This is a genomic window from Thiocapsa sp. C2-2m (assembly GCF_041903745.1).
In the GTDB taxonomy this organism is placed as follows: Bacteria; Pseudomonadota; Gammaproteobacteria; order Chromatiales; family Chromatiaceae; genus Thiocapsa; species Thiocapsa roseilacustris.
The window spans coordinates 1-19148 of record NZ_JBBWVD010000006.1; the positions used below are offsets into that span (position 1 = coordinate 1).

The 19148-nt window shown below is 65.7% G+C and carries 25 protein-coding genes; 5 read left to right on the top strand and 20 right to left on the bottom strand.

What is annotated here, in order from left to right; genetic code table 11:
- Positions 1 to 246: hypothetical protein (locus tag AADX97_RS05735; protein WP_374239273.1), on the top strand; the 246-nt coding region annotated here is incomplete at its 5' end.
- Positions 247 to 363: 117 nt separating this feature from the next.
- Here the strand turns inward: AADX97_RS05735 and ssb are convergent.
- The 9 genes from ssb to AADX97_RS05780 form a co-directional block, all read right to left on the bottom strand.
- Positions 364 to 828, bottom strand: a complete 465-nt coding sequence (gene ssb, locus AADX97_RS05740; protein ID WP_374233992.1) for a single-stranded DNA-binding protein — start codon at positions 826 to 828, stop codon at positions 364 to 366.
- Between the two features lie 46 nt (positions 829 to 874).
- A complete protein-coding gene (locus AADX97_RS05745; RefSeq protein ID WP_374233991.1) occupies positions 875 to 1378 on the bottom strand; it encodes a siphovirus Gp157 family protein in 504 nt (167 codons plus the stop codon).
- 48 nt (positions 1379 to 1426) lie between these two features.
- Positions 1427 to 2422 carry an ATP-binding protein gene (locus AADX97_RS05750; protein WP_374233990.1) on the bottom strand — a complete coding sequence of 332 codons (996 nt, stop codon included), beginning with the start codon at positions 2420 to 2422 and terminating at the stop codon, positions 1427 to 1429.
- 81 nt (positions 2423 to 2503) lie between these two features.
- Complete coding sequence (locus AADX97_RS05755) at positions 2504 to 2755, bottom strand: hypothetical protein (protein ID WP_374233989.1); 252 nt, start codon at positions 2753 to 2755, stop codon at positions 2504 to 2506.
- A 3-nt stretch (positions 2756 to 2758) separates the two neighbouring features.
- Positions 2759 to 3154, bottom strand: coding sequence for a DUF6573 family protein (locus AADX97_RS05760; protein WP_374233988.1), 396 nt, complete (start codon positions 3152 to 3154; stop codon positions 2759 to 2761).
- A 154-nt stretch (positions 3155 to 3308) separates the two neighbouring features.
- Positions 3309 to 3641, bottom strand: coding sequence for a hypothetical protein (locus AADX97_RS05765; protein WP_374233987.1), 333 nt, complete (start codon positions 3639 to 3641; stop codon positions 3309 to 3311).
- Between the two features lie 16 nt (positions 3642 to 3657).
- Positions 3658 to 3918 (bottom strand): hypothetical protein, encoded by a 261-nt coding sequence (locus tag AADX97_RS05770; RefSeq protein ID WP_374233986.1) that lies wholly within the window; start codon positions 3916 to 3918, stop codon positions 3658 to 3660.
- Positions 3919 to 3932: 14 nt separating this feature from the next.
- A complete protein-coding gene (locus AADX97_RS05775; RefSeq protein WP_374233984.1) occupies positions 3933 to 4622 on the bottom strand; it encodes a hypothetical protein in 690 nt (229 codons plus the stop codon).
- Complete coding sequence (locus AADX97_RS05780; protein WP_374239274.1) at positions 4619 to 5044, bottom strand: hypothetical protein; 426 nt, start codon at positions 5042 to 5044, stop codon at positions 4619 to 4621. Before AADX97_RS05780 ends, AADX97_RS05775 begins: the two co-directional genes overlap by 4 nt.
- A gap of 1760 nt (positions 5045 to 6804) precedes the next feature.
- Between AADX97_RS05780 and AADX97_RS05785 the strand changes: the two genes are divergently transcribed.
- Positions 6805 to 7041, top strand: coding sequence for a hypothetical protein (locus AADX97_RS05785; protein ID WP_374239276.1), 237 nt, complete (start codon positions 6805 to 6807; stop codon positions 7039 to 7041).
- A 252-nt stretch (positions 7042 to 7293) separates the two neighbouring features.
- Here AADX97_RS05785 and AADX97_RS05790 read toward each other — a convergent pair whose 3' ends face one another.
- The 5 genes from AADX97_RS05790 to AADX97_RS05810 all read right to left on the bottom strand — a co-directional run bounded on the left by AADX97_RS05790 (position 7294) and on the right by AADX97_RS05810 (position 11131).
- A complete protein-coding gene (locus tag AADX97_RS05790; protein WP_374233982.1) occupies positions 7294 to 7869 on the bottom strand; it encodes a hypothetical protein in 576 nt (191 codons plus the stop codon).
- Between the two features lie 284 nt (positions 7870 to 8153).
- Positions 8154 to 8342 carry a hypothetical protein gene (locus AADX97_RS05795; protein ID WP_374233981.1) on the bottom strand — a complete coding sequence of 63 codons (189 nt, stop codon included), beginning with the start codon at positions 8340 to 8342 and terminating at the stop codon, positions 8154 to 8156.
- A 1047-nt stretch (positions 8343 to 9389) separates the two neighbouring features.
- Positions 9390 to 9674 carry a hypothetical protein gene (locus tag AADX97_RS05800; RefSeq protein ID WP_374233980.1) on the bottom strand — a complete coding sequence of 95 codons (285 nt, stop codon included), beginning with the start codon at positions 9672 to 9674 and terminating at the stop codon, positions 9390 to 9392.
- Positions 9675 to 9747: 73 nt separating this feature from the next.
- Positions 9748 to 10188 carry a DUF123 domain-containing protein gene (locus AADX97_RS05805; RefSeq protein ID WP_374233979.1) on the bottom strand — a complete coding sequence of 147 codons (441 nt, stop codon included), beginning with the start codon at positions 10186 to 10188 and terminating at the stop codon, positions 9748 to 9750.
- 79 nt (positions 10189 to 10267) lie between these two features.
- Positions 10268 to 11131: an SGNH/GDSL hydrolase family protein gene (locus AADX97_RS05810; RefSeq protein WP_374233978.1), complete on the bottom strand. Its 864-nt coding sequence runs from the start codon at positions 11129 to 11131 to the stop codon at positions 10268 to 10270.
- Between the two features lie 388 nt (positions 11132 to 11519).
- Here AADX97_RS05810 and AADX97_RS05815 point away from each other — a divergent pair, with 388 nt between their 5' ends.
- Positions 11520 to 11819: a hypothetical protein gene (locus tag AADX97_RS05815; protein WP_374233977.1), complete on the top strand. Its 300-nt coding sequence runs from the start codon at positions 11520 to 11522 to the stop codon at positions 11817 to 11819.
- A gap of 129 nt (positions 11820 to 11948) precedes the next feature.
- Here AADX97_RS05815 and AADX97_RS05820 read toward each other — a convergent pair whose 3' ends face one another.
- Complete coding sequence (locus tag AADX97_RS05820) at positions 11949 to 12257, bottom strand: histidine kinase (RefSeq protein ID WP_374233976.1); 309 nt, start codon at positions 12255 to 12257, stop codon at positions 11949 to 11951.
- A gap of 259 nt (positions 12258 to 12516) precedes the next feature.
- Between AADX97_RS05820 and AADX97_RS05825 the strand changes: the two genes are divergently transcribed.
- Both AADX97_RS05825 and AADX97_RS05830 read left to right on the top strand, forming a co-directional pair.
- The gene (locus AADX97_RS05825) at positions 12517 to 13698 is read left to right on the top strand and encodes an AAA family ATPase (protein WP_374233975.1); all 1182 of its coding nucleotides are present in this window, start codon (positions 12517 to 12519) and stop codon (positions 13696 to 13698) included.
- A 12-nt stretch (positions 13699 to 13710) separates the two neighbouring features.
- A complete protein-coding gene (locus AADX97_RS05830) occupies positions 13711 to 14802 on the top strand; it encodes a ParB N-terminal domain-containing protein (protein ID WP_374233973.1) in 1092 nt (363 codons plus the stop codon).
- Between the two features lie 530 nt (positions 14803 to 15332).
- On the opposite strand, the gene AADX97_RS05835 is transcribed toward AADX97_RS05830, so the two are convergent.
- The 5 genes from AADX97_RS05835 to AADX97_RS05855 are packed head-to-tail and all read right to left on the bottom strand — an operon-like array spanning position 15333 to position 19148.
- Positions 15333 to 15878 carry a thermonuclease family protein gene (locus AADX97_RS05835; RefSeq protein ID WP_374233972.1) on the bottom strand — a complete coding sequence of 182 codons (546 nt, stop codon included), beginning with the start codon at positions 15876 to 15878 and terminating at the stop codon, positions 15333 to 15335.
- Complete coding sequence (locus tag AADX97_RS05840; protein WP_374233971.1) at positions 15875 to 16969, bottom strand: metal-dependent hydrolase; 1095 nt, start codon at positions 16967 to 16969, stop codon at positions 15875 to 15877. Before AADX97_RS05840 ends, AADX97_RS05835 begins: the two co-directional genes overlap by 4 nt.
- The gene (locus AADX97_RS05845; protein ID WP_374233970.1) at positions 16969 to 17967 is read right to left on the bottom strand and encodes a hypothetical protein; all 999 of its coding nucleotides are present in this window, start codon (positions 17965 to 17967) and stop codon (positions 16969 to 16971) included. Before AADX97_RS05845 ends, AADX97_RS05840 begins: the two co-directional genes overlap by 1 nt.
- Positions 17925 to 18575: a hypothetical protein gene (locus tag AADX97_RS05850; RefSeq protein WP_374233969.1), complete on the bottom strand. Its 651-nt coding sequence runs from the start codon at positions 18573 to 18575 to the stop codon at positions 17925 to 17927. The genes AADX97_RS05845 and AADX97_RS05850 overlap by 43 nt, the downstream gene beginning before the upstream one ends.
- Positions 18576 to 18581: 6 nt before the next feature.
- The gene (locus tag AADX97_RS05855) at positions 18582 to 19148 is read right to left on the bottom strand and encodes a hypothetical protein (protein WP_374233968.1); all 567 of its coding nucleotides are present in this window, start codon (positions 19146 to 19148) and stop codon (positions 18582 to 18584) included.

The window sequence follows — 19148 nt, forward strand, 5'->3', positions numbered from 1 at the left end:
GCGACGGAGTCGCCGCTTTGGGTGGCGCGGATCTCGGGGTCCGCACCGAGGTTGCCGATCAGGATCACTGTGTTGATTCCGCTCATGTCGTCGTCTCCTTACGTGCGCCGTCCTTGGCGCGGGGGTTGGGGTCTATTGAATCACCAGCCGTTGGCTGCGCACCAGGCGCGCCCCGGGGATCACCTCGCCAGCCTTCCGGGCGGCGACGCGCTCCGCATCCGGCCCTCGGCGAGCTCGGACCACTGAGCCAGGTCGGGCGGGATACGACCGCGCGGGCGCTGCTCGGGTCTCGGCTCCGCGCGGCGCTTGGCGTTCCTGCAGATCGGGCGCACGGCTCGGGCGGACACCCGAGCCGGGGAAACCTCAGAATGGTATGTCTTCGTCGTAGTCCGGGGGCGGCGGCTCCGGTGCCTGGGACTCGACCGGTTGCCGCGTCGACTGGGCCGACCGGCTGGAACCGCCAGAGTCGCGCGCGCGTTCGCCGGCGTCGGCCGGCCGACCCTCGAGCATCTGCATCTCGTTGCCCACGATCTCGGTCGTGTAACGATCCTGACCCGATTGATCGGTCCACTTCCGAGTCGTGAGCTTGCCCTCGATGTAGACCTTCGAGCCCTTGTGCAGGTACTGCTGGGCGATCTCGGCGAGTCGGCGCCAGAGGATGACGCGGTGCCATTCGGTGCGCTCCATGCGCTCGCCGGTCTGCTTGTCCTTCCAGGACTCGCTGGTCGCGATCCGGAGTGTGGCGACGGAGTCGCCGCTTTGGGTGGCGCGGATCTCGGGGTCCGCACCGAGGTTGCCGATCAGGATCACTTTGTTGATTCCGCTCATGTCGTCGTCTCCTTACGTGCGCCGTCCTTGGCGCGGTGGTTGGGGTCTATTGAATCACCAGCCGTTGGCTGCGCACCAGGCGCGCCCCGGGGATCACCTCGCCAGCCTTCAGGGCGGCGCCGATCTCGGCCTTGAGGATGGTTACCACCGTCTCCGTGTGGCGGTACTCGTCCGGGATCAGGGCCGCGTCGTCGATCGTCACCGACTGCGGGTTGTTTTGGAGCCGTAGCGCCAGATCCGGCGCCTTGGGCTTGAGCCCCGTCCTCTTGAGCTCGGCCTCGAGGTAGGTCTTGAGCCGCGCGGCTTGGTTCGCGGCCGCTTTGCCCCGAGCGCCCATCCGCTTTTTCGCCTCCTCGATGGCGACGGCCTCGGCCTCAAGATTGCGGATGTAGCGGCCGACGTTCAGGGCCTTATCCTCCCACGGACCCGCGAGACCTTCGAGCGTGTCGGCGATCACCTCGGGTGGCAGATCCTCGATCTCGGCGAGGGCGTCCAGGGCGTCCAGATAATCGGCGGACAGTTCGTAGAGCTTTAGGGACGGCTTGGCCATTGTACGTTCTCCTTGCGCGGCCCACCCGGGCCGCGCTTCCGTGGTTGGTCAGAGGGTGGCGGCCTTGAGGGCGTCGATTCCGGCGGCGGGGCGGTCCTCACCATTCCCGCGGCGCTTCGGCGCCTCCTCGGTCTCCTCGGGGTTCTCGGCCATGTGCGCCTTGGTCTGGGCCTCAATGATCGCGAGCTTGCGTCCGGCACAGTGACCGGTGAGTGCCTCGCGATCGAACGGCGACAGGAGGGCGATCTCGGCGGAGCGCGACCGCCACCAGGTTTCCAACTCGGGGACGCTGCCGATCCGCGTCGCGCTCGCCTTCAGCGCCTTGAGGGTGCGCTTGCTCTCCGCGATCGGATCCTTGCCGGTGGTGAGCCAATCGCGCAGGGCTTCGCCAGTTGCGATCGACGGGACGAAATGCTCGCCGTCGAAAAGCCGGGTGCGGTCCTTCGTCGCCGTGGCGATATGGTTGTCCACGCTGAGATCAACCACGGTGGTGAACTCGTACTCCATCCCGTCGCGCTGGATAGGGGACAAACCGATCTTGATGGGCTTTTTGCCCCCCTTGCCATCATCGACCATGTCATACGCGGTCTTGGTGCGCATGGTCACGACGACGTGAAGACCGGCCCCAATGATCGTGTCCACCAAAGCGTTATGCTTAGGGGTCACCTCGCGCCAGGCGGCGAACGAGTTGCCCGAGCGACTGGCCGCAGTCGCCTTGTCGTGCATGTCGAGCACGCCACCATCACCGGTCCAGGCATGGCTAAGGCTGTCGATGATCAGCACGTCGTAACCGGCCGACTCGGCGGCGCGGATGATCTCGATATACCGGCCGGGCGTGTAGGGCGGCTCGAGCGGGGCGACGTCGTAGGCCGTCAAATCGGCGTAGAGCTCACCGGACCCGCGCTCGGTGTCGATGAGCGCGATCCGACCGCCAGGGGCCAAGCCCCGGGCGATCAGGAGCGCGCTGTAGGTCTTCCCGGACCCGGACGGGCCGCACAGGGCCAGGCGGAGGCGGGCTTGACGCTTCTCGGCTTTGCGGAACATGATCGAATCTCCTACTTGTTGTTGCGACGACACTTGGGAACCGAGCGCTAGGGGGCGGCAATCCCCCTAAGCGCTCTCTCATCAGAACGGGCTCTCCCCGTCCATCAATCCGGCCGGCTTGGTCAGGTCCATGCCCCAATAGGGCGGCTGGTCACCGAACGGGAGCGCGGCATCCGGGCTTTTGAGAAAGGCGACCACTTCGCCCAATTTCTCGCCTTGTTGATCGAGGAACGTCAGGATCTGCCACCAGGACGTTATGTCGCGCTCCAGGGGACAGGTCACCGCGCTGACCTCGATACGCGCGACTTGGTGGACATTGATCGAGAGACACATGGTTCAATCCTCCGAGGGTTGCATGATGGTGATAACGGGTTCGCCCTGGTCTCCGGGACCAATGACGAGGGCGAGAGTCACCCGCGAGGGGCGTAGTCGACCGGACCCGATCCGCAGGACCGAGAAGGTCAGGCGGCCGGTGTGGGGTCGACCACGAGCCGCCAAATGGGCCATTGCGAGCACGTCCCAGAGACGCCCGGTCTCGTCTTGCGGGGCGATCTCCCGTGCCTGCTCCCACGCGACGCAGTCGGACCAGACCTTGGCCGTGACGGTGACCGGGACTTTGAATCCGGCATCCCGTGCCAGATCCGAGACATCGACGAGTGTCCCGTCATCTAGGGCTTGGGCACGCGTGTAGGCGTGGATCAACACGCCACCGTCGATCAGGTTTAGCCTCATTGTGACCTCCAAGGGTTGAGCGCCAGCCGCAGCCGGAGCGGTGAGAACCCGCCAGGGCGGGAGGGTGGTGCGAGTTGTTTTCATGTCTTAATTATACACTATATGTGTTTTTCCAGCATGAAGAATGTCAATATCGTGTACGTTTGGATTGGATTTACCCTGCTGTGAGTTCCGTGTGGTTGTCGATCTGAACGGGCGCGTAACCCGGCTTGAGCGTGTCCGAGCAGACCAGGGGAGCGACACGACCCCATAACCAAAGCACCAACAACGCACCGCCGGACATGACCAGGTAGCCGCCGAGACCCGACAGGAACCGGACCAGCCAGGGCGGCGCGCTGGCCCAAAGCGCGACCAGCCGCAGGAGCGGGCGGCGAAGCGGCAGGGGCAGCAAGGCGAGGACGAGGCCCCAGAGCCGACGGGGTAGCGAAGAAGGCGCGCTGCGAAAGCCACGATACAGCGCGCGAAAGCGACGGTAGCCGGTAACCATCGAGGACCCCCGGAGCTCAGCGGCGGCGAAAAGCGTGCGCGACCGGAGCCGTCGGCTTCACTGCCTTGCGCCCGACCAGGCGCGCCAAGCACTGGGTCTTAGCGGTCGAGATGGCGGGTAAAAAGCTCAACTGATAACCGGGACCGAACTCGACCGTATCGTATTCGTACAGGTACCAGTCACCGGGCCCGGCGGCGCGTGAGCCCGAGGGCCAGCGCGCGCGGGCTTGGTCTTGGACGGATGCAGGGAGGTAATGCCAGTGAGTGGAGTAACGCATGGGGGAGCCTCCGATTAGGCGAACAGGGCGAGGGTTGGAGGGGGCGACCAGATGGCCGCACCCGCAAGGACACCGGATGTGAGGGGCGACCAAGAGCCGCCGGCAGCGAGAGCCGGCCACGACACCAGGGGCAGACCGGCGACAGCGCCGACCGGGAACACAACCACCGGCACGCCCAGCCGCGCGGCGGCGGCAGCCGAGGCCCAAGTACCGGAGCCGCAGGAGGGCCAAGCCCCGGCCCGGAACGGATACGACGGCAACCGAGAGGGCCAGGCGACCAGGCCGGAGCCGCAGCTACCGGACGCGACCAGGCGCACGGCGGCGAGCGAGCGGCGGGCCAAGCGGGCGCGCAGGTCGACATCCGGGCCGCCACCGGCCCACCAGGACACCGAGGCCCCGGCGCGCTGGGCTGCGGCGACAGCCGCGACCGCTGAGCCGGACCAGGAGCCCGGCGCCGAGTAGCGCGAGGCGGACGCCGACGGCGAGACCGGCCCGTGAGCCGCGAGAATCGATAGGGCCATAGCGCCAGGCGCGCCCTGGGCGAGGGCGGCACGGATGACCAGGGCATCGACGCCCGTAGCGCACCCCGTGACCAGGTGCGACCCGTCCGCGAGCAAGTCCGAGACAACCGCGGCGATGTTGGACGCACCCGGCACGCGACCACGAGAGCCGGCGAGCATGACCAGGGACGTGGGTACGCTCATGGCTGCACCAGATTGAGCCAGGCTGCGCGGAGCAGGCAGCGGGCTGCCGAGGCTGATGCCCCAAGGGGCAACCTGACCTTGACCGCGAGCGGCGGGGCGGAAGCGGAGAGGGGACCATTGCGGTAGACCGCGCAAGCTGTACCGGGCTTGGTCTGGACTTGCCAACCCTGAACCTTGGCGCAGGCCGCGACCGCCACCGCGTGGGCGTGGTTGCGACAAGGCACGAACAGGCAAGCGGGAGAGGGGCGGTCACCCTTGCGGACGGCACGCCAGGCCCAGACCGAGCCGTTGGCGCTGACGCGAGCGATGACCCGGCCGGCGTGGCGCGCGGGGACCGAGAAGAAGCCGCGTGGGCCGACGGGCGCGGGCGCGATGCGGGCGGGGTTGGTCATGGCTTGCTCCGGTGTGCTGTGTATAAACACAGTATAGCACACGAAGCGAGTATATCAAGAAGAAAATGTATTAAAAACAGTTGCTAATGGTTCCACGTGGAACCTGTGCGGAGCACAAAAGGCGTTGACGCCGGGCTTTTACAGGCCATGCTGATGAGAGCACCCGCTTCCCCTGGGGGACGGGAGGGGGATCAAAATCCCCCGGTGCGAAGCCTCAAAACCCGAGCGTATGAACAACCACGGAGCCGCTTTGCCCTGCCGACGCTTCACACCCGGCAGGATCAGTAGCCCACCGTGGAGTGGAAGCAAGGTGGAGAACGCCTAGAGCCGCTTAGGGCGCGTCGTTTGCGACCTTAGCGGCTCTTGGCGTTACTACCTTGCTTCCACTCCACGGTGGGCTACCCTGCCCGAGGGTGTGAAGTGGCGGCAGGGCAAAGCGGCGGGGCTCGGGAAAACGCTCCCCGCGGATCTGCGCAGCAGTTCCGCTCTTGCGGCATTGCGCAACCTGACCAAGCCTGCTGCCCGGCAGTGACTCACGTCGTTTGTGAGTCTCTGCCGGGCTACCGTCGACATCTCGGACACCGCCATCAAAATCCTCCGGTCTCGGCTGCCCCCGCGGAGAGGAGTGACCGGCGCTGTTTGCCGGGCACGACCCCGCGGGGGCAGACGCACCTTATGGAGCTTGCGACCCCGAAGGGCCGGGGTGCGGGCCCTCCCGCATCCACATCGGTCGTGACAGGCGCCCGCCTTGCCGGCGCCCGACGGGGCTGCCACCACCTGTACAAAGCTGCGGCGCCGTTGGGTGCTGATCTGCATGGCGGGTGACGGTCACGCTCTTCAGCTGCCGAGGGTGCGTCGAGGTGAGGAGCCCTGTCCCGGAGCGCGGAGCCGGTGCAGGCGTTGTGTGCCTGGACCGGCGGAGTGCGCAGGGGCTGGGCGGGGGTGGCATGGGGAAGACGCTCCCCGCGGATCTGCGCAGCAGTTCCGCATCCGGGACCTCGAACATCCTGACCAAGGCTGTCGCCCGGCAGTGACTCACGTCGTTTGTGAGTCTCTGTCGGGCGCGCTCGAGCGTCTCGGTCACCGCCTATGAAAATCCTGATGGTCGGCTGACGTCGTCGGAAAGGAGCGACCGCCGCTGTTTGGCGGGCGCGACCCGGCGACGTCAGACGCTCGTTGGAGCTTCGCGACCCTCAAGCCCCCAGCGGGGGTTGGGGGAGATGTCCACACGGCTCGCGCTGGCCCGGCCGCAAGCGTCGTTTGCTTGGGGCTGGGCTGGCGTGCTCAATGCCTCTTCCCGAGTCGAAGTGGGGAGCCCTGTCCCGGAGCGCGGAGCCGTTGCCGGCGTCGTTTGCCGGGTGCGGCGGAGTGCGCAGGGGCAGGGCGTGGGTGGCATCGGGATGGGTATGCGCCGGATGTGGGGGTTCTCGATCACGGGAAAATGTCTCAGGTCGGGTGCCGCGTGCTGCGTCCGGCCAGGGACGGCCGGCCGCCTTCCAGGGATGGACACCGTCTCGTGTGCGCTCGATATCGCGGCGGGCGGACATTTCAGGCGGCGACGAGGACGGTGGTCGAGCCGCCGACATCGCCAAACCTGCCGGCCTGGTCTAGCCGTGTGAAGCTCGTACGTCTGCGATGGTGCGTTCGGCCGTACCGTTCGCAGCCGGTGCACAGGAGCCGGGGCGGTTCGGGAGGATGAGCGAATCGCCTGCCGGATGGAGGGGCCCGGCACCGGTGATCGATCCGCAGCCGGAGGAGCATTCGGTTGTATGAGCGGCACCGGAAATCGGATGTGTTGCGACAAGGGTTCGGGCGGGCGGGACCGGATCAGGATCGCGGGACGCGGAACAGCCGCGCGCGCGGAGCGCGCGCAGCTGTTGTCGCGCAGCGCGGTGCCCCCAGCGGGGGTTGGGGGAGATGTCCACAAAGCCGTGCCCCTGGCGCCCGCCTTGCCGGCGCTGGCCGGGGCCGCCACCACCTGCATCGAGACCGCGGCGCCGGACGGGGCTGATCTGCAAGGCGGGTGACAGGGGCACTCCTTGATTGCCGAGGGTGCGTCGGAGTGAGGAGCCCCGTACCGGAGCAGCGAGCCGGGTCAGGCGTCGTGTGCCTGTCCCGGCGAAGTGCGTAGGTGCGGGGCGGGGTTGATCTCGGGATGAGCATGCACCGGACGAGCCGTGTTTGCAGGCCGCGCCGAGGTCGGCTACTCGTACGGCGCGCGAATGCATCGGCATCTGAATCCCCGGTCCCGGCTGCACCGCTGAGCTGACGTTCGTTTTCTAGGGCTCGCCGCGCACTGATGTCCCATGGGGGAAAGCGATCTCATCCGCTTCCCGTCTGGCGATGAGCTCGGCAATCTCCTGGACGCGGTCACGCGACGGGCCATTCAGGTTTCTGCCGTACCTCGCATCGTAGTGCCCGCAGTAGTCGGACGCGAGCTTGTAGCCCAAGCGGGGGTCGTCCGGATGCCGGAGGCAGATCGTGAGGGCATCTTCGATCAGCAACAGCGCTTTCGAGTGAACCAGGCGAACTTGGCCCCAGCTCAGGCTCCTGTAGTCGGACTGGAATGCCTCGAGCCGTCCGTGAAGTTCCAACATCGCCCGTGGGTTCAGATCGCTGCGCGCCTGGATGTCCTCGAGCAGTGCGCGTACCTGCGCCAGCAACGCGGCTTCCGGCTCGGATGCCGGTGCTTCGCCGGTTGTCGCCTTCTCGGCGATCCAGAGGGCGAAGGCGATGAGGCGCCCTGGCTTGTCGAACCACTTCTTCAGGACCGACAGGCGGACAAGCTCCGCGAACCCTTTGCGGTCGATCTCCTCGACGATGGAGGCGAATTTCTGATGAATCGTGAGTGCCATGGGCTATTGGATCGGTCAATGCCGGCGAGGTGGATGATCGAGGTCAAACCGGAGGTCGGATGCCGCCACGGGAAAGGAGCGACCGGCATGGTTCAGGCGGGTGCGACCCCGTGGCAGAAGACGCGCGACGGTGTTGCGATGATAACCGCCGTTCGCACGGGCGTCCGGGCGGTGCGGATCAGGGCGATCCTGAATGGATCGGATCGGAGTGCGCCCCGGTGCGCAGCGGACGAGCAGTGGCGGAAAAGGCGAAAGCCCCGTTCCGGGGGCTTTCGTCAGTCGCGCTAGTCCTCGTCGCTGTCCTCCGCATAGAGCCCGGTCCCGCAGCTCTCGCAACCGTCTTCCGGCGTCACCTCGTCGCCGCATTCCTTGCAGAAGTGGACCGGGTAGTCCTCGCCGATGTCCCAGCGCGTCGCCCCCTGCCCCTCGTCCAACCACAAGGCATCCGGGTAGTCGTCGATGTTGCGCGTCATGGCGTTTCTCCTTGAGCTTCGGCAACCCTCTGTTCGGGTCGTCCCCCCATCAGCGGTTGGTGTCTGATCCTGTCAAGGGAGGGGCCCCGTCCGATTGTCGGGGCGCGGTAGGCTCGGATTCTGTCTACAGGGATACGGGTTCGGAGCGCCCCGACAAGCGGATGGGGAGGTGCCCTTGACAGGATCAGACCCCCGCTAAACTTTGGAGACCCGAGCAGAGCGGCCCTGCTCCGACGGTCTGCACCACTCCGACGGCATGCGCTGCGAAGTGGCGTCAGCCGTCTTCGCGGCGGTGTGCTAACTCGTTACCCCGGCGTCGGAGCCGGGCGCCCGATCTGCGGAGCAACCAGCCGCGCCGATGCCGCGCGCGCCCGGCGAGACGCCCGTCAGGGCGGCGAGTCGCGCGCGGATGAGCCGACTCGGCCGCCGACACAGCGCCCAAGGCGCGGCAAGGCGGCTGAGAGGCTCGCGGTTCACTGCCGTGCTTGCGCACACCGCCATCAAAATCCCCGGCCTCGGCTGCCCCCGCGGAGAGGAGTGACCGGCGCAGTTTGCCGGGCACGACCCCGCGGGGGCAGACGCACTGCTTGGAGCTTGCGACCCCGCAGGGCCGGGGTGCGGGCCCTCCCGCATGAGAATCCTTCGGTCGTGGCCAAGCGGCTGTTGGCGTCGTTTGCCAAGAGCCGCTTGGCCACGCTCAATCCACCCCCAGCGGGGGCCGGGGGGGAGATGTCCACACGGTCGTGCCCCTGGCGCCCGCCTTGCCGGCGCCCGACGGGGCCGCCACCACCCGAATCAGACTGCGACGCCGTTGGGTGCTGCAATGCAAGGCGGGTGACAGGGGCACGCTCCTTAGCTGCCGAGGGTGCGTCGGAGTGAGGAGCCCCGGACCGGAGCGCGGCGCCGGGTCAGGCGTTGTTTGCCTGTCCAGGTGCCGTGCGGAGGTGCGGGGCGGGGGTGGCATCGGGTTAAGGGTCGAGCAGGCGTCTCGGTGTTCGTTGGCGGCAATCGGATTGCGGTCTGGTGGTCGGGCGGGAGAGCAGACGATCAGTGCAGGGACTCTCTTCGTGTCTCACGTATGACCGCTTCCATGGTCGGACAGGCAGGGGCGCCCATCTGGCGGCGTTCGCGATACCACTCCAGGAGCAGGGTCGCGATCATGTCTTCCGTGAAGAGCGGTCGGTTGCTGCCGTCGTCGTACAAGGTGCAACCGGATGCTTCGGCTGCTGCGATCAGGAAGCCGGGCCGGAGTTTCAGTGAGCCGGTGTCGGGATCTCGTCCGACCACGGGCCATTCGGTGCCCTCGGGTATTCGCAGGATGATCTTGGTCATGAGGCGTTGATCCGGTTGGTGGCTGCCGTCGGCCGGGATCGGTCGCACCGAGGGTCGGGGCTCGTCGTCGGAATCATGACAGATCTGGAATCCACGTGGTGCCAGGCCCCAGGACGCGTATCAATGTCTCGGGCTGAGGTGCGGCGTCCAACTCGACCAGGTGCGTCGGGCAATCGCAGTCGCTCGAACCGAAGCCGGGAAGTGGTCGGCGCGCTCCGGGAATGCGGCCCAAAGCCTGTGCCCAGGCGTGCTCGCGTCGTTCGGTGCCGTAGGCGATCCAGTACCCGCTGATCGCGCATTGGGGTCGCAGATAGTCCAAATGCCAGTGCGGGCGGGTGGCGATCCGGTGGTGATGTCTGCAACGTGCGGGGATTCCGCCGGGGCCGAGCGCGCTGCCGACGTAAATGAAGCAACCGGTGCCCAGCATCAGGATTCCGAGTCGTCCGATCGGGACCGGTCCTTGATGGTTCGGGGACAAAAGCACGGCGTAGGTGCCGGGTTGGCTTGATGGCACGCTCTTCCCCGGGGTGTGCACGGCAAGAGCCGTCGGCTTCGGAGCGCAACACGGCGTCACGCCCGCCCTATCGTTGCCGTCAGTGATCTAGCAGCCCCTCGAGGACCGGCTCGATGCGCTTGGCGAGCTTCTCGTAGCCGCCGCCGTTGGGGTGGATCTCGTTCTGCCAGTCGTGGCTGTCGCCGTGGTGCCCGAGCGCAGCTCGGGTCAGGGTGCCTCGGGTGTCCACTACGTGGAGCTCGGGGATCTTCTTCGTGCCGTCGGCAAGCTCCAGGAGTCTCTCGGCCAAGCGATCGGTCAGGTAGTCGGCAAGCTCGACCCGGTTCTCAGGCGGAATTTCCCGATCGCTGAATGCCCGAAAAAGCCAGGGGCCTAGGCTCCCGAAGATGGCGGGCGCGTCGCGGGGCGTGGCGTAGTCGTAGGTGTGGGCGATGATCGGCACCCCGCGGCTCGGGCCGCCGGGGACGTCGCGCATTGCGGCGATGCGTCGATATCCGTCTTGGACGTCGTCGAGGAGCGCCGCGAGTGCAGCAGGGTCGCAATAGTCGGCGGGGTTGCCGGGATTGGTCGGTCGGTTGTTCTTGGGCAGGACGATATTGCCGGCCGCGTTGATCAAATCGTTGCCGCCGCCGCTCAGGAGGATGGCATCCCAGCGCTGGATCCCTGGCGAGAGGGCCTCGCGCAGCTGCTGGCTGCGGGCGATGCTGGCCATGCTGACGATGGTGTCGCCGGGCGTGCCGCAGTTGACGATTCGGGTGTGCTTGCGGAAACGAAGCTCGAAGAGGAGGTTATAGGGGGGTAGGCCGCTGATGGTGAACCAGGAATCGCCTTCGGCGAGCAGATTCAGATCGGGAAAAGTCGGGAACCCCTCATGATCGAACACTTGGCGAAGGTACTCGCGCCAGGTGACGACGGACGGACGGTGACGGCCTCGTCGCGACATGCTCGGCTCTCCTCGGAAGGTGATTCGGCTGGGCTTCTTGGCGGTATGCCGCCTGACGTGCACACATACCGCATCCTGGCCAAATCCACAAACGTCGATTTCGGGTCGATGACGCGGAATGCGGTCCGGAGGGTGCGACCATCATCCGGGCGAGTTCGGGCGCGATGGCGTGTCCCGGCCGGAAGACTCTGGTTCATAGGTTTATGTCAACTCTGGTCATAGCGAAGAGCTTGATATATCTGAGTATGTGACTTGACATAAACTATATTATACGAAATGACCGGATGGTCGCCGGAGCCGGCCGCGGGTCGTGGTTGCGGAGAATCCAGTCGGTGTCTATAAGGATCCGTCATCCGCTCGCCCACCAACCCCGATTGTAGGCGACTCGATGATTGACGTCATACTGGAAGCGCGTCGGTTCGCCGCCGAGACCATCCGGCACTTGCTCCAATGCGGCTGCAGCTCTGGGAGTGTGCGCGAGGTGGAATGCGAGCTCAACGGCGCAGCGGAGATCCTGTCGCGACTCGGGCATGACGAGGCGGTCGCGATTCTGAGTCGGGTCGTCACGGATTTGCCCTCGATGCCTCTGGTGGGATTCGCTGGAGACCGCGAGATGTGCGAGCTATATGCGCTGTTGGCGCGGTTGGTAGAGGAAATTGATAAACAGAGGGAGCCGCTCTCGATGTGAGCGCAAGACCGATGCCGGGACAAGTGGTCAATGTTTGACCGATCTAATGCATCGGGTTGATGTATGCGAGGTTTACGGCGTGAAATGGATGTTCCGAACTGGGTTATCCACAGCAACGGGGGATAACCTTCAATGCAGTGTACGATGCACCCTCCCCTCCCCGTGCGTTCGCAGTTGCCGCAGCAAATCGGCCCTTCCCTCCAGTGCTCGTGCCAGGGCTTCGTCGATGCTCTCACCGGCGCGACCGTCGCCGAACAAGGTCGCGAGTATGACGTCGAGATCGCCGTCGGTGCACTCAACCCACCCTGCTCCGAAGCCAGCCAACCATTCGCGCTGGGCCTCCATATCGTTCAGCGGCGGATAGTAGTCGTCGGGGGCACTGCCGCCCTTGGCGACGGCATAACCGGCGCCGAACCAACCGATCTCGTGCGGGGGCATCCAGGAATCTCCCGATTCGTGTGTACGCGGACGACCGATCGACCCCGGTGAATGCGTCGTCGGGGTGATTCTGGCACCCGTACATCTTGGCGTCGAACCGAGATACTGACCTCCCCTACCCTCCTCTAGCGGTGTATTTGCGCAAGCCGAGCCACCGTGTTTGGATTAACGTTATCGTCTTCCTTTTCTGTCTATTAGCGCTTTTATCGTCTATCCTTCTCGAAAAGCGATAGCGGTCGAGAGGCAACGGGTAGCGATCATGGATACGGAAGACGCGGGCCTGGATCCGCTGAAGTTCCTTCGCCAGCGTGCCGAGGAAGTGCTTGGCGCGTTGCGCGAAGACGTCTTCGCCCCGGAGGGCCAGAAGACGTTGCGACGGACTTGGTCGATCTCGGAGGCGGCGGAGCTGGTCGGGCGCAGCCAGCAGACGATCCGACTCGCAGAGAAAGAGGGCAAGCTCCCCTCCCCCGGTCGCATGGAGAATGGCCGGCGCGGTGGCTACTCTCTGGATGCCGTCAATCGGATGCGCGATGCCTTCGGGACACGGCCGTGGCGCTCGCCACAGGATCCGCCCCTAATCCTGAGCTTCTCCAACTTCAAGGGGGGTGTCGGCAAGTCGAGCTTCGCCTGTCACTCGGCACAATACTTCGCGATTCAGGGCTATCGGGTCCTGGTCGTCGATCTGGACAGCCAGGCGAGCACCACGACGGTGTTCGGTTTCAATCCGGATCTGCAGATCAGGCATGACGAGACCATCGCCCCGTATCTGCTCGGCGAGCAGCACAGCCTGCATTACGCGATCCGTGAGACCTACTGGCCCGGGATCGATCTGATCCCGAGCGCCCTGCACTTCTACAGCGCCGAGTACGAGCTGGCGGCGCAGGTAGCCGGCAATGTCGAGTTGCTGGAGACCTTACGCGCGGGTCTCGAAGGCGTGGCCGACGCCTACGACATCATCATCTTGGACCCGCCGCCTGCGTTGGGTCTGATCTCGATCAGCGCCCTGGTCGCGGCCAATGCACTGGTGATCCCGGTGCCGCCGGCGAACATCGATTTCGCATCCACGACGCATTTTTTCGGCATGGTCATCGACACCCTCGATACGCTGCGGCGACACGGGGTGGATCCGAGCTATCGCTTCGTGCGGGTGGTGCTCTCCAAGCTCGATGAGCGCAAGTCCACGCAGACGGCGATTGCCGACATGATGAGGAAGGTCTTCGGTTCCTACCTGATGGTGACGCCGATCAAGGACAGCGCCGAGATCGACAATGCCTCGGCGCGATTCGAGACGGTCTACGAGCAGCCTGTGGCCTTGACCTCGCGCGAGGTCCATCGTCGCTGCATCGCATATCTGGACGGGTTCAACCGCGAGCTCGAAATCCTGGTCCGGCGCACGTGGCCGAGTCACCACGAAGCCCTGCGCGAAGCCGGGCTCATGTAGGGGCGCACCGTCATGAAGAACCGCAGTCTGATCTCGGGGATTGCCGATCGGATCGAGCAGGGTCACGAGGGTGCCGGCCAAGGATCGGTCGGGGATGATCGCTCGGGGCCATTCGGGGCGAACATCGCCGCGATCACGAATCCACGGGCACCCGGCCAGCCGAATGCCGCGATTCAGAAGACGGCCATCCAGCGTTTTCACTGGGTGGATCCGGCGCGTTGTCGGCTGTGGCAACACCACAATCGAGCCTACGAGCTGCTCAACGCGGAACGGTGCGCGGATCTGATCTCAGGGTTCCGCACGCTCGGGCGTCAAGAGCGTCCGGCGATCGTGCGCAGCCTCAAGGGCGATGCGCGGATGGGAGTGGACGGGGCGGAGCATGACTTCGAGATCCTGTCCGGGGCAAGGCGCCACTGGACGGTCTCCTGGCTTCGCATGCACGGCGAGGTCAATGCCGAAGGCGAGCCCTATCTCCTGCTGATCCAGGTGCGCGACGAGTTGGACACCGCAGCGGCGTTCGAGCTGTCCGATGCCGAGAACCGGGGACAGCGCGACATCTCGGATTACGAGCGAGCGCGTGAGTATCGGTGGGCGCTGGAGAGCCTCTACGAAGGCAACATCTCGCGCATGGCCGAGGCGATCCGGATCGACCGCTCGAACCTGAGCCGCATCATCGCACTGTGCGACATGCCGGACGAGCTGGTCCGGGCCTATCCGTCGATCCTGGAGATCCGCACCTCGCACTGGCGACAGCTCAGCCCGACCTTTTCGAGCGAAGAGACGGCCCATCGGGACGCGGCCAAGCGCATCCTGTCCTTTGCGCGTTCGCTCGCCAAAGCTCGGGAGGAACACAGTCAGAACCTGCCGATGACGGGTGCAGAGACGCTGACGGCCTTGCTGGACGCGGCCAGGGAACGCAGCAGCAGCGGCAAGCGGGGTATGGTCGTGGCAACCGTATCGGCCAAGGCAACCGGGAAGTTGGCGGTGCGGATCAAGCGCACCTCGCGCGGCATGACGCTCGAAGTGCCGCGGGCATCCGGTGCCACCAAACAGGAGTTGTATGCCGCCTTGCAGCAGGCGGTGGACGATTACTTCGAGGAGTAGGCCGGTGGGCGGTGGGCGGTCGGCGCGGGTGAGTCGTGCATGGGGTGCTGCCTCCTGCCTACCCTACTCCTACGTCACCCCTACCCTACCCAAACCCAACCCGGTCGGTCCCCGGTGCCCCCGACCGAGACAGGTGGGGGTGGGACGAAAAAAAAGACGGTGGAAAAGACCGTCCAATACCCACGCACAAGAGATCATGCCATTTCAGCCCCGGGATGCTCGGTATCGCGCCTTGATCAACCCGAGCTCAGCTTCGTTCGAGGCGCTTCTATCGGCGCCTGTGGCAGTTGCCACACCCCTCCTGACAGTCACTTCCTGTCGTTTCAGCAGGGATCGACAACCGCAGCGTGCTTCACCTTCGCTGAATAACCATGCCTTGTGGTCGACTGTGGCAGTTGCCACAGCTCCAGAACGGATCGAGTCCGGACATCGATCGAGCCGTTCAACCATCGTGCCGGTCGCTCAACAACCGACCAAAGCCATCGACTGTGGCAGTTGCCACAGCCCGTAGTGTCCGTCCGTTCCGCCCATCAATTCGACCCGCGTCGGTAATCCCAGGGGTGTTGGTGGTCACCGGGGCTCGACCAGATCCCGAGGCCACCGCTCCGCGCCGCGCGCTCGGCGGCGAAGAATCGCTGGTCCCGACAGTAGCGCGGATAGACCGCCGCTTGACCGGCCGACACCATCGCCAGATTCAAGCTCTCCCCGTCGGTCGTCAGAACCTCCCCGACACGCCGCCCGTAACGGTCGGTATCGACAAGACGCAACGAGATCGTTCTCGGCGTGATTCGGCGCAGGTGATCGCGGCTGTCGGGACCCCAGGGGCGTTGCGCCAATTCCGGGGCGTCGATGCAGTACAAGCGCACCTGCAGATGTTCGCCGTGGCACTCGGCTCGCAGGGTGTCGCCGTCGTGGATCGAGGCGACCGTACAGCTTTGTCGTGGTTGCTCCAGGAACGGCAGCGCCGACCAGTCGATGTTCGCGATGACCCAAGGTGCTATCAGCCCGAAGACCGCGAGTCCCCAGAACAGCACCAGCCGATGGTGGCCGACGTCCAGATCGACGTTCGTCGTCACTGTAGCCACCGTTGCAGGCGCGGATCAATGAACGAGGACGCAGGGCCAAGCGGACCGAGGGTGCCGGGATCGGCATCCGGCGTGTGGCGGGCCTGCACCGTCAGCGTCAGCTCGGCGAGAACGCGACCGTTCCAGGTGCCGAGACTGTCGGGGGTGGCGTAGAACAGTGTGACTCGCTCGCCCGAGACCATGACCGTGGGCGGTGCGGGCTTGGTCTCGGGGGCGATAAAGGTGCCCAGGAGATAGATCTCCGGGGCGGTGAGCGTGGCGAGGGCGGCCCGGATGCCGTCGGTGCTCGCAACCGGCGCGGCGAGCGTGAAGGAGGTCGTGGTCTGTGCCACACCACGGGAGAGGTCCGCATGCTCGGTGTACCAGTCGCACGCGGTACTGTTGCAGGCGGAGCGCGGACCGTCCGGGGTGGCGACCAGGAAACCCGATTCCTGCCACGGGCCGATGACGGGATAGGTGCCCGACACGTCGGCATAGCTCAGGTTATCGCGCCCGCGCATCTCGAGCGTGAAGGCAAGCCTACCCTTGTCGGCATCGAAGTCGGAACGGGCGGCGGTGATGTCGCCGATCGCCGATCGGATCAGCCCGGTCGTGCCTTCCGCTCGCTCGGCCAGCGGCATCAGCACCAGCCCGAGCAGAATCATGATGGACAGGAACCACAGCTCGCCGTGACCCAGTACCTCCATGCGATACCGCGGATTACCCGGTAGGACGCAGCGCGCCAGCGAGGGCCAGAACCAGCAGACCCCGGACCGGGTCATCATGTCGGCGACCGAATGGGAGATCCAGCCCGCGGCCAGCGCGATGAAATAGCCGGTCGGGAGCAGGAACCAGGCGACGGTCAGAACCACGACCTGAGCCGCCAGTGAGTGGGTCAGGGTGCGATGGCCGAAACGAGTTCCGACCCAGGTGGATAGCGGCGGTATCAGCCGACCGATGTAGGACTGCCGCGAGTCGAGATCCGGCAGCATCGCCGCGCCCAAGGCGACCAGTGCCTCGGTCGGGGTCGGCGGGTTGCCGCTCGCGACGCAGACCGCGAGATAGGCGGTCTGTCCGGCCACCAGATGGGTCGGCGTCAACATCAGCGCCCCTGACTCGACATGCGCCGTGCGAAGAAGAGCATGAGCGAGAACATCGAGGTGCCCACGCCGGCCAACACCATCAGCTCCTGCACCCCGATCCCACGCGAAATGTAGCGCATCGCCATCAGACCGACCGCCATCACCAGCAGCATCGGCGTCATGTCGATGTAGGTGATGGCCGACTCATGGTGGAAGCCGTGCAGGGAACGGCGGGTGACCTCGCGCTCGTTGACCGCGGCAGCCAGCATCCCGGTGATGGCCTCGGGCAGGCCGCGTGATTCGCGCACGACGCGCGTCACGAAGGCGTCTCTGACCTTCTCGGTCTCGAAGTCGATGGGCGCGCGTTCGAGGTGTCGCTCGACCAACTCGCGACTTTCGGCGCCGATCAGCGGCTTGAGCTCGAGCGTGACCTGGAATCGCCACAGCAGGCGCATCACCTTGTTACGCCGGTTCTGGGTCTCGATCCCGGCCGCGACCTGACAGTGCTCGGCAAGCTGGTGGAGCATGTCCGCCTGAGATGGCGGAACCTCCAAGCTCTCCACGAAGAGCACCACGTCCTCGCGCCCCTCCAGCGAGCCGAGGACCAAGAGGATGACCTCTTGGGCGGGCAGCCGAACGATGGTGCGTTGGATGTGCTTCCAGGCGATCCGCCCGGTACGCTCGGCCTCGGCGCGGAACCGCGGAGGGATGAGCCGCTCCGGGACCGTCAGGCCGATGGCGTGATGAACCTGCTCGGCAAGCTCGGCGACGAACGCCTTGGGTGTGGCAAGCGTCGGACAGAGACAAATCCGCTCCTCGGCGAGGCGAATCCTGACCTCGCGCAGAAGCGAGCGCTTGCCGATGCCGGGTTGCCCCTTGATCAAGATGCTGTGACCGATGCGCAAGGCGGCGAGCCCGCGTTCCAGCACGGGGCCGCGCCCGACGAAGATCGGATCCGGCTCGGCCGCCGGCTCGATCAGTGCGTCATCGCCGTCAACAGTGCCTGTAGCCGAGGCCATTCTTCACCTCCGTAACGGCGGGCGAGCGTGAGCCGTAGGGCGTCGAGCTTGCCTGCTTCGCGTTGCCAATCATGCTCCGCGCGTTGCATGGACTCGGCCTCGCGCCACAGCGACTCGGTGGGATCGAGTCCCTGGGTCACCCGCTCCTGACGATACTCGAGCCGATCGCGCGTAAAGATCCGGATGGTATCGAGTGCCTTGACCTGACTGGACAGCTCGCAGAGGCTCTGGATGTCGCCCAGCAGTGACACCCGCGCGGTGTCTTCTTTGGCGACCAGGGTCGCGCGGGCCTTCGCTTTTTCGATCTGATTGGCTCGGTCCCAGAGCGGGATCTCGACGCGTAGGGCCGCTCGGCCACCGGCCTCTCCGGTCTCGAAGGTAGTGTTGGTGTCGTAGCCCAGGCTCAACACCGCCTTCCAGTCATGCTGCTTTTGCGTCTCGGCATGCGCGGAGCCCTCGGCGATCAGGACCGGGTGAACGGTGCTGACGAGCACCAGCGCCTCTTCGAGCCGAGCGCTTCCGGGGCAGTCGGCGCGGACGTGCATGCCGGCGAGGACGACCGGGAGGACGAGGAGGGCGGGCCGGCAACGGCAGGGCATAACGCTCATATTTGCTCATGCCGCGCGGTCGGACCGAGACGGCGTGTTGGCCGCGAAAATGCCCTCGGGGATCGCGTGCGAGACAATCAACCCGGATGCGCGCGAGCGGAAACAACGCTTCGTTCCTTCGTCGGTCAGCAACCAGGCAGCCGCCGCAACATCTTGTCCCCAGCTGTTCGGCCAGAGCGGGAGTCCCATGAGGATGGCATAGACCAGATCCTCGGCCCCCTCCATGTTGCGATCAGAACCGGTGCCCCACCTGGTCGCACGCAGCGGGGCCAGGATCTGCTCGACCACCCCGGCCAGCGCTCCGCCGAGGCGCGCACGATCGTCCATCCGATCGACTGGGTTGGAGGTTATGACGGCGAAAGCCTGCGTCAGGTCCGATAGCCGTTGATGTGCTCGAGCATGCTCGTTCGTATCGGGGGGTGCGCGCTCGGCCTGTTGCTCTGCCAGGATCAGCAGGAGCGCCAGATTGATCTCGACCGTGCGCATCGCTTCCTCGAAACCAGCCCGCCACGACAGGAGTCGTGCTTGACGGATACGCTGTTTGCAGGGAATCTCTGTGGGCTCGTTGGGCAT

Coding starts and splice junctions, on each gene's coding strand:
- ssb (WP_374233992.1), bottom strand. CDS start 828: ATGAGCGGAATCAACAAAGTGATCCTGATCGGCAACCTCGGTGCGGAC.
- AADX97_RS05745 (WP_374233991.1), bottom strand. CDS start 1,378: ATGGCCAAGCCGTCCCTAAAGCTCTACGAACTGTCCGCCGATTATCTG.
- AADX97_RS05750 (WP_374233990.1), bottom strand. CDS start 2,422: ATGTTCCGCAAAGCCGAGAAGCGTCAAGCCCGCCTCCGCCTGGCCCTG.
- AADX97_RS05755 (WP_374233989.1), bottom strand. CDS start 2,755: ATGTGTCTCTCGATCAATGTCCACCAAGTCGCGCGTATCGAGGTCAGC.
- AADX97_RS05760 (WP_374233988.1), bottom strand. CDS start 3,154: ATGAGGCTAAACCTGATCGACGGTGGCGTGTTGATCCACGCCTACACG.
- AADX97_RS05765 (WP_374233987.1), bottom strand. CDS start 3,641: ATGGTTACCGGCTACCGTCGCTTTCGCGCGCTGTATCGTGGCTTTCGC.
- AADX97_RS05770 (WP_374233986.1), bottom strand. CDS start 3,918: ATGCGTTACTCCACTCACTGGCATTACCTCCCTGCATCCGTCCAAGAC.
- AADX97_RS05775 (WP_374233984.1), bottom strand. CDS start 4,622: ATGAGCGTACCCACGTCCCTGGTCATGCTCGCCGGCTCTCGTGGTCGC.
- AADX97_RS05785 (WP_374239276.1), top strand. CDS start 6,805: ATGTGTTGCGACAAGGGTTCGGGCGGGCGGGACCGGATCAGGATCGCG.
- AADX97_RS05790 (WP_374233982.1), bottom strand. CDS start 7,869: ATGGCACTCACGATTCATCAGAAATTCGCCTCCATCGTCGAGGAGATC.
- AADX97_RS05795 (WP_374233981.1), bottom strand. CDS start 8,342: ATGACGCGCAACATCGACGACTACCCGGATGCCTTGTGGTTGGACGAG.
- AADX97_RS05800 (WP_374233980.1), bottom strand. CDS start 9,674: ATGACCAAGATCATCCTGCGAATACCCGAGGGCACCGAATGGCCCGTG.
- AADX97_RS05810 (WP_374233978.1), bottom strand. CDS start 11,131: ATGTCGCGACGAGGCCGTCACCGTCCGTCCGTCGTCACCTGGCGCGAG.
- AADX97_RS05815 (WP_374233977.1), top strand. CDS start 11,520: ATGATTGACGTCATACTGGAAGCGCGTCGGTTCGCCGCCGAGACCATC.
- AADX97_RS05820 (WP_374233976.1), bottom strand. CDS start 12,257: ATGCCCCCGCACGAGATCGGTTGGTTCGGCGCCGGTTATGCCGTCGCC.
- AADX97_RS05825 (WP_374233975.1), top strand. CDS start 12,517: ATGGATACGGAAGACGCGGGCCTGGATCCGCTGAAGTTCCTTCGCCAG.
- AADX97_RS05830 (WP_374233973.1), top strand. CDS start 13,711: ATGAAGAACCGCAGTCTGATCTCGGGGATTGCCGATCGGATCGAGCAG.
- AADX97_RS05840 (WP_374233971.1), bottom strand. CDS start 16,969: ATGTTGACGCCGACCCATCTGGTGGCCGGACAGACCGCCTATCTCGCG.
- AADX97_RS05845 (WP_374233970.1), bottom strand. CDS start 17,967: ATGGCCTCGGCTACAGGCACTGTTGACGGCGATGACGCACTGATCGAG.
- AADX97_RS05850 (WP_374233969.1), bottom strand. CDS start 18,575: ATGAGCGTTATGCCCTGCCGTTGCCGGCCCGCCCTCCTCGTCCTCCCG.
- AADX97_RS05855 (WP_374233968.1), bottom strand. CDS start 19,148: ATGCCCAACGAGCCCACAGAGATTCCCTGCAAACAGCGTATCCGTCAA.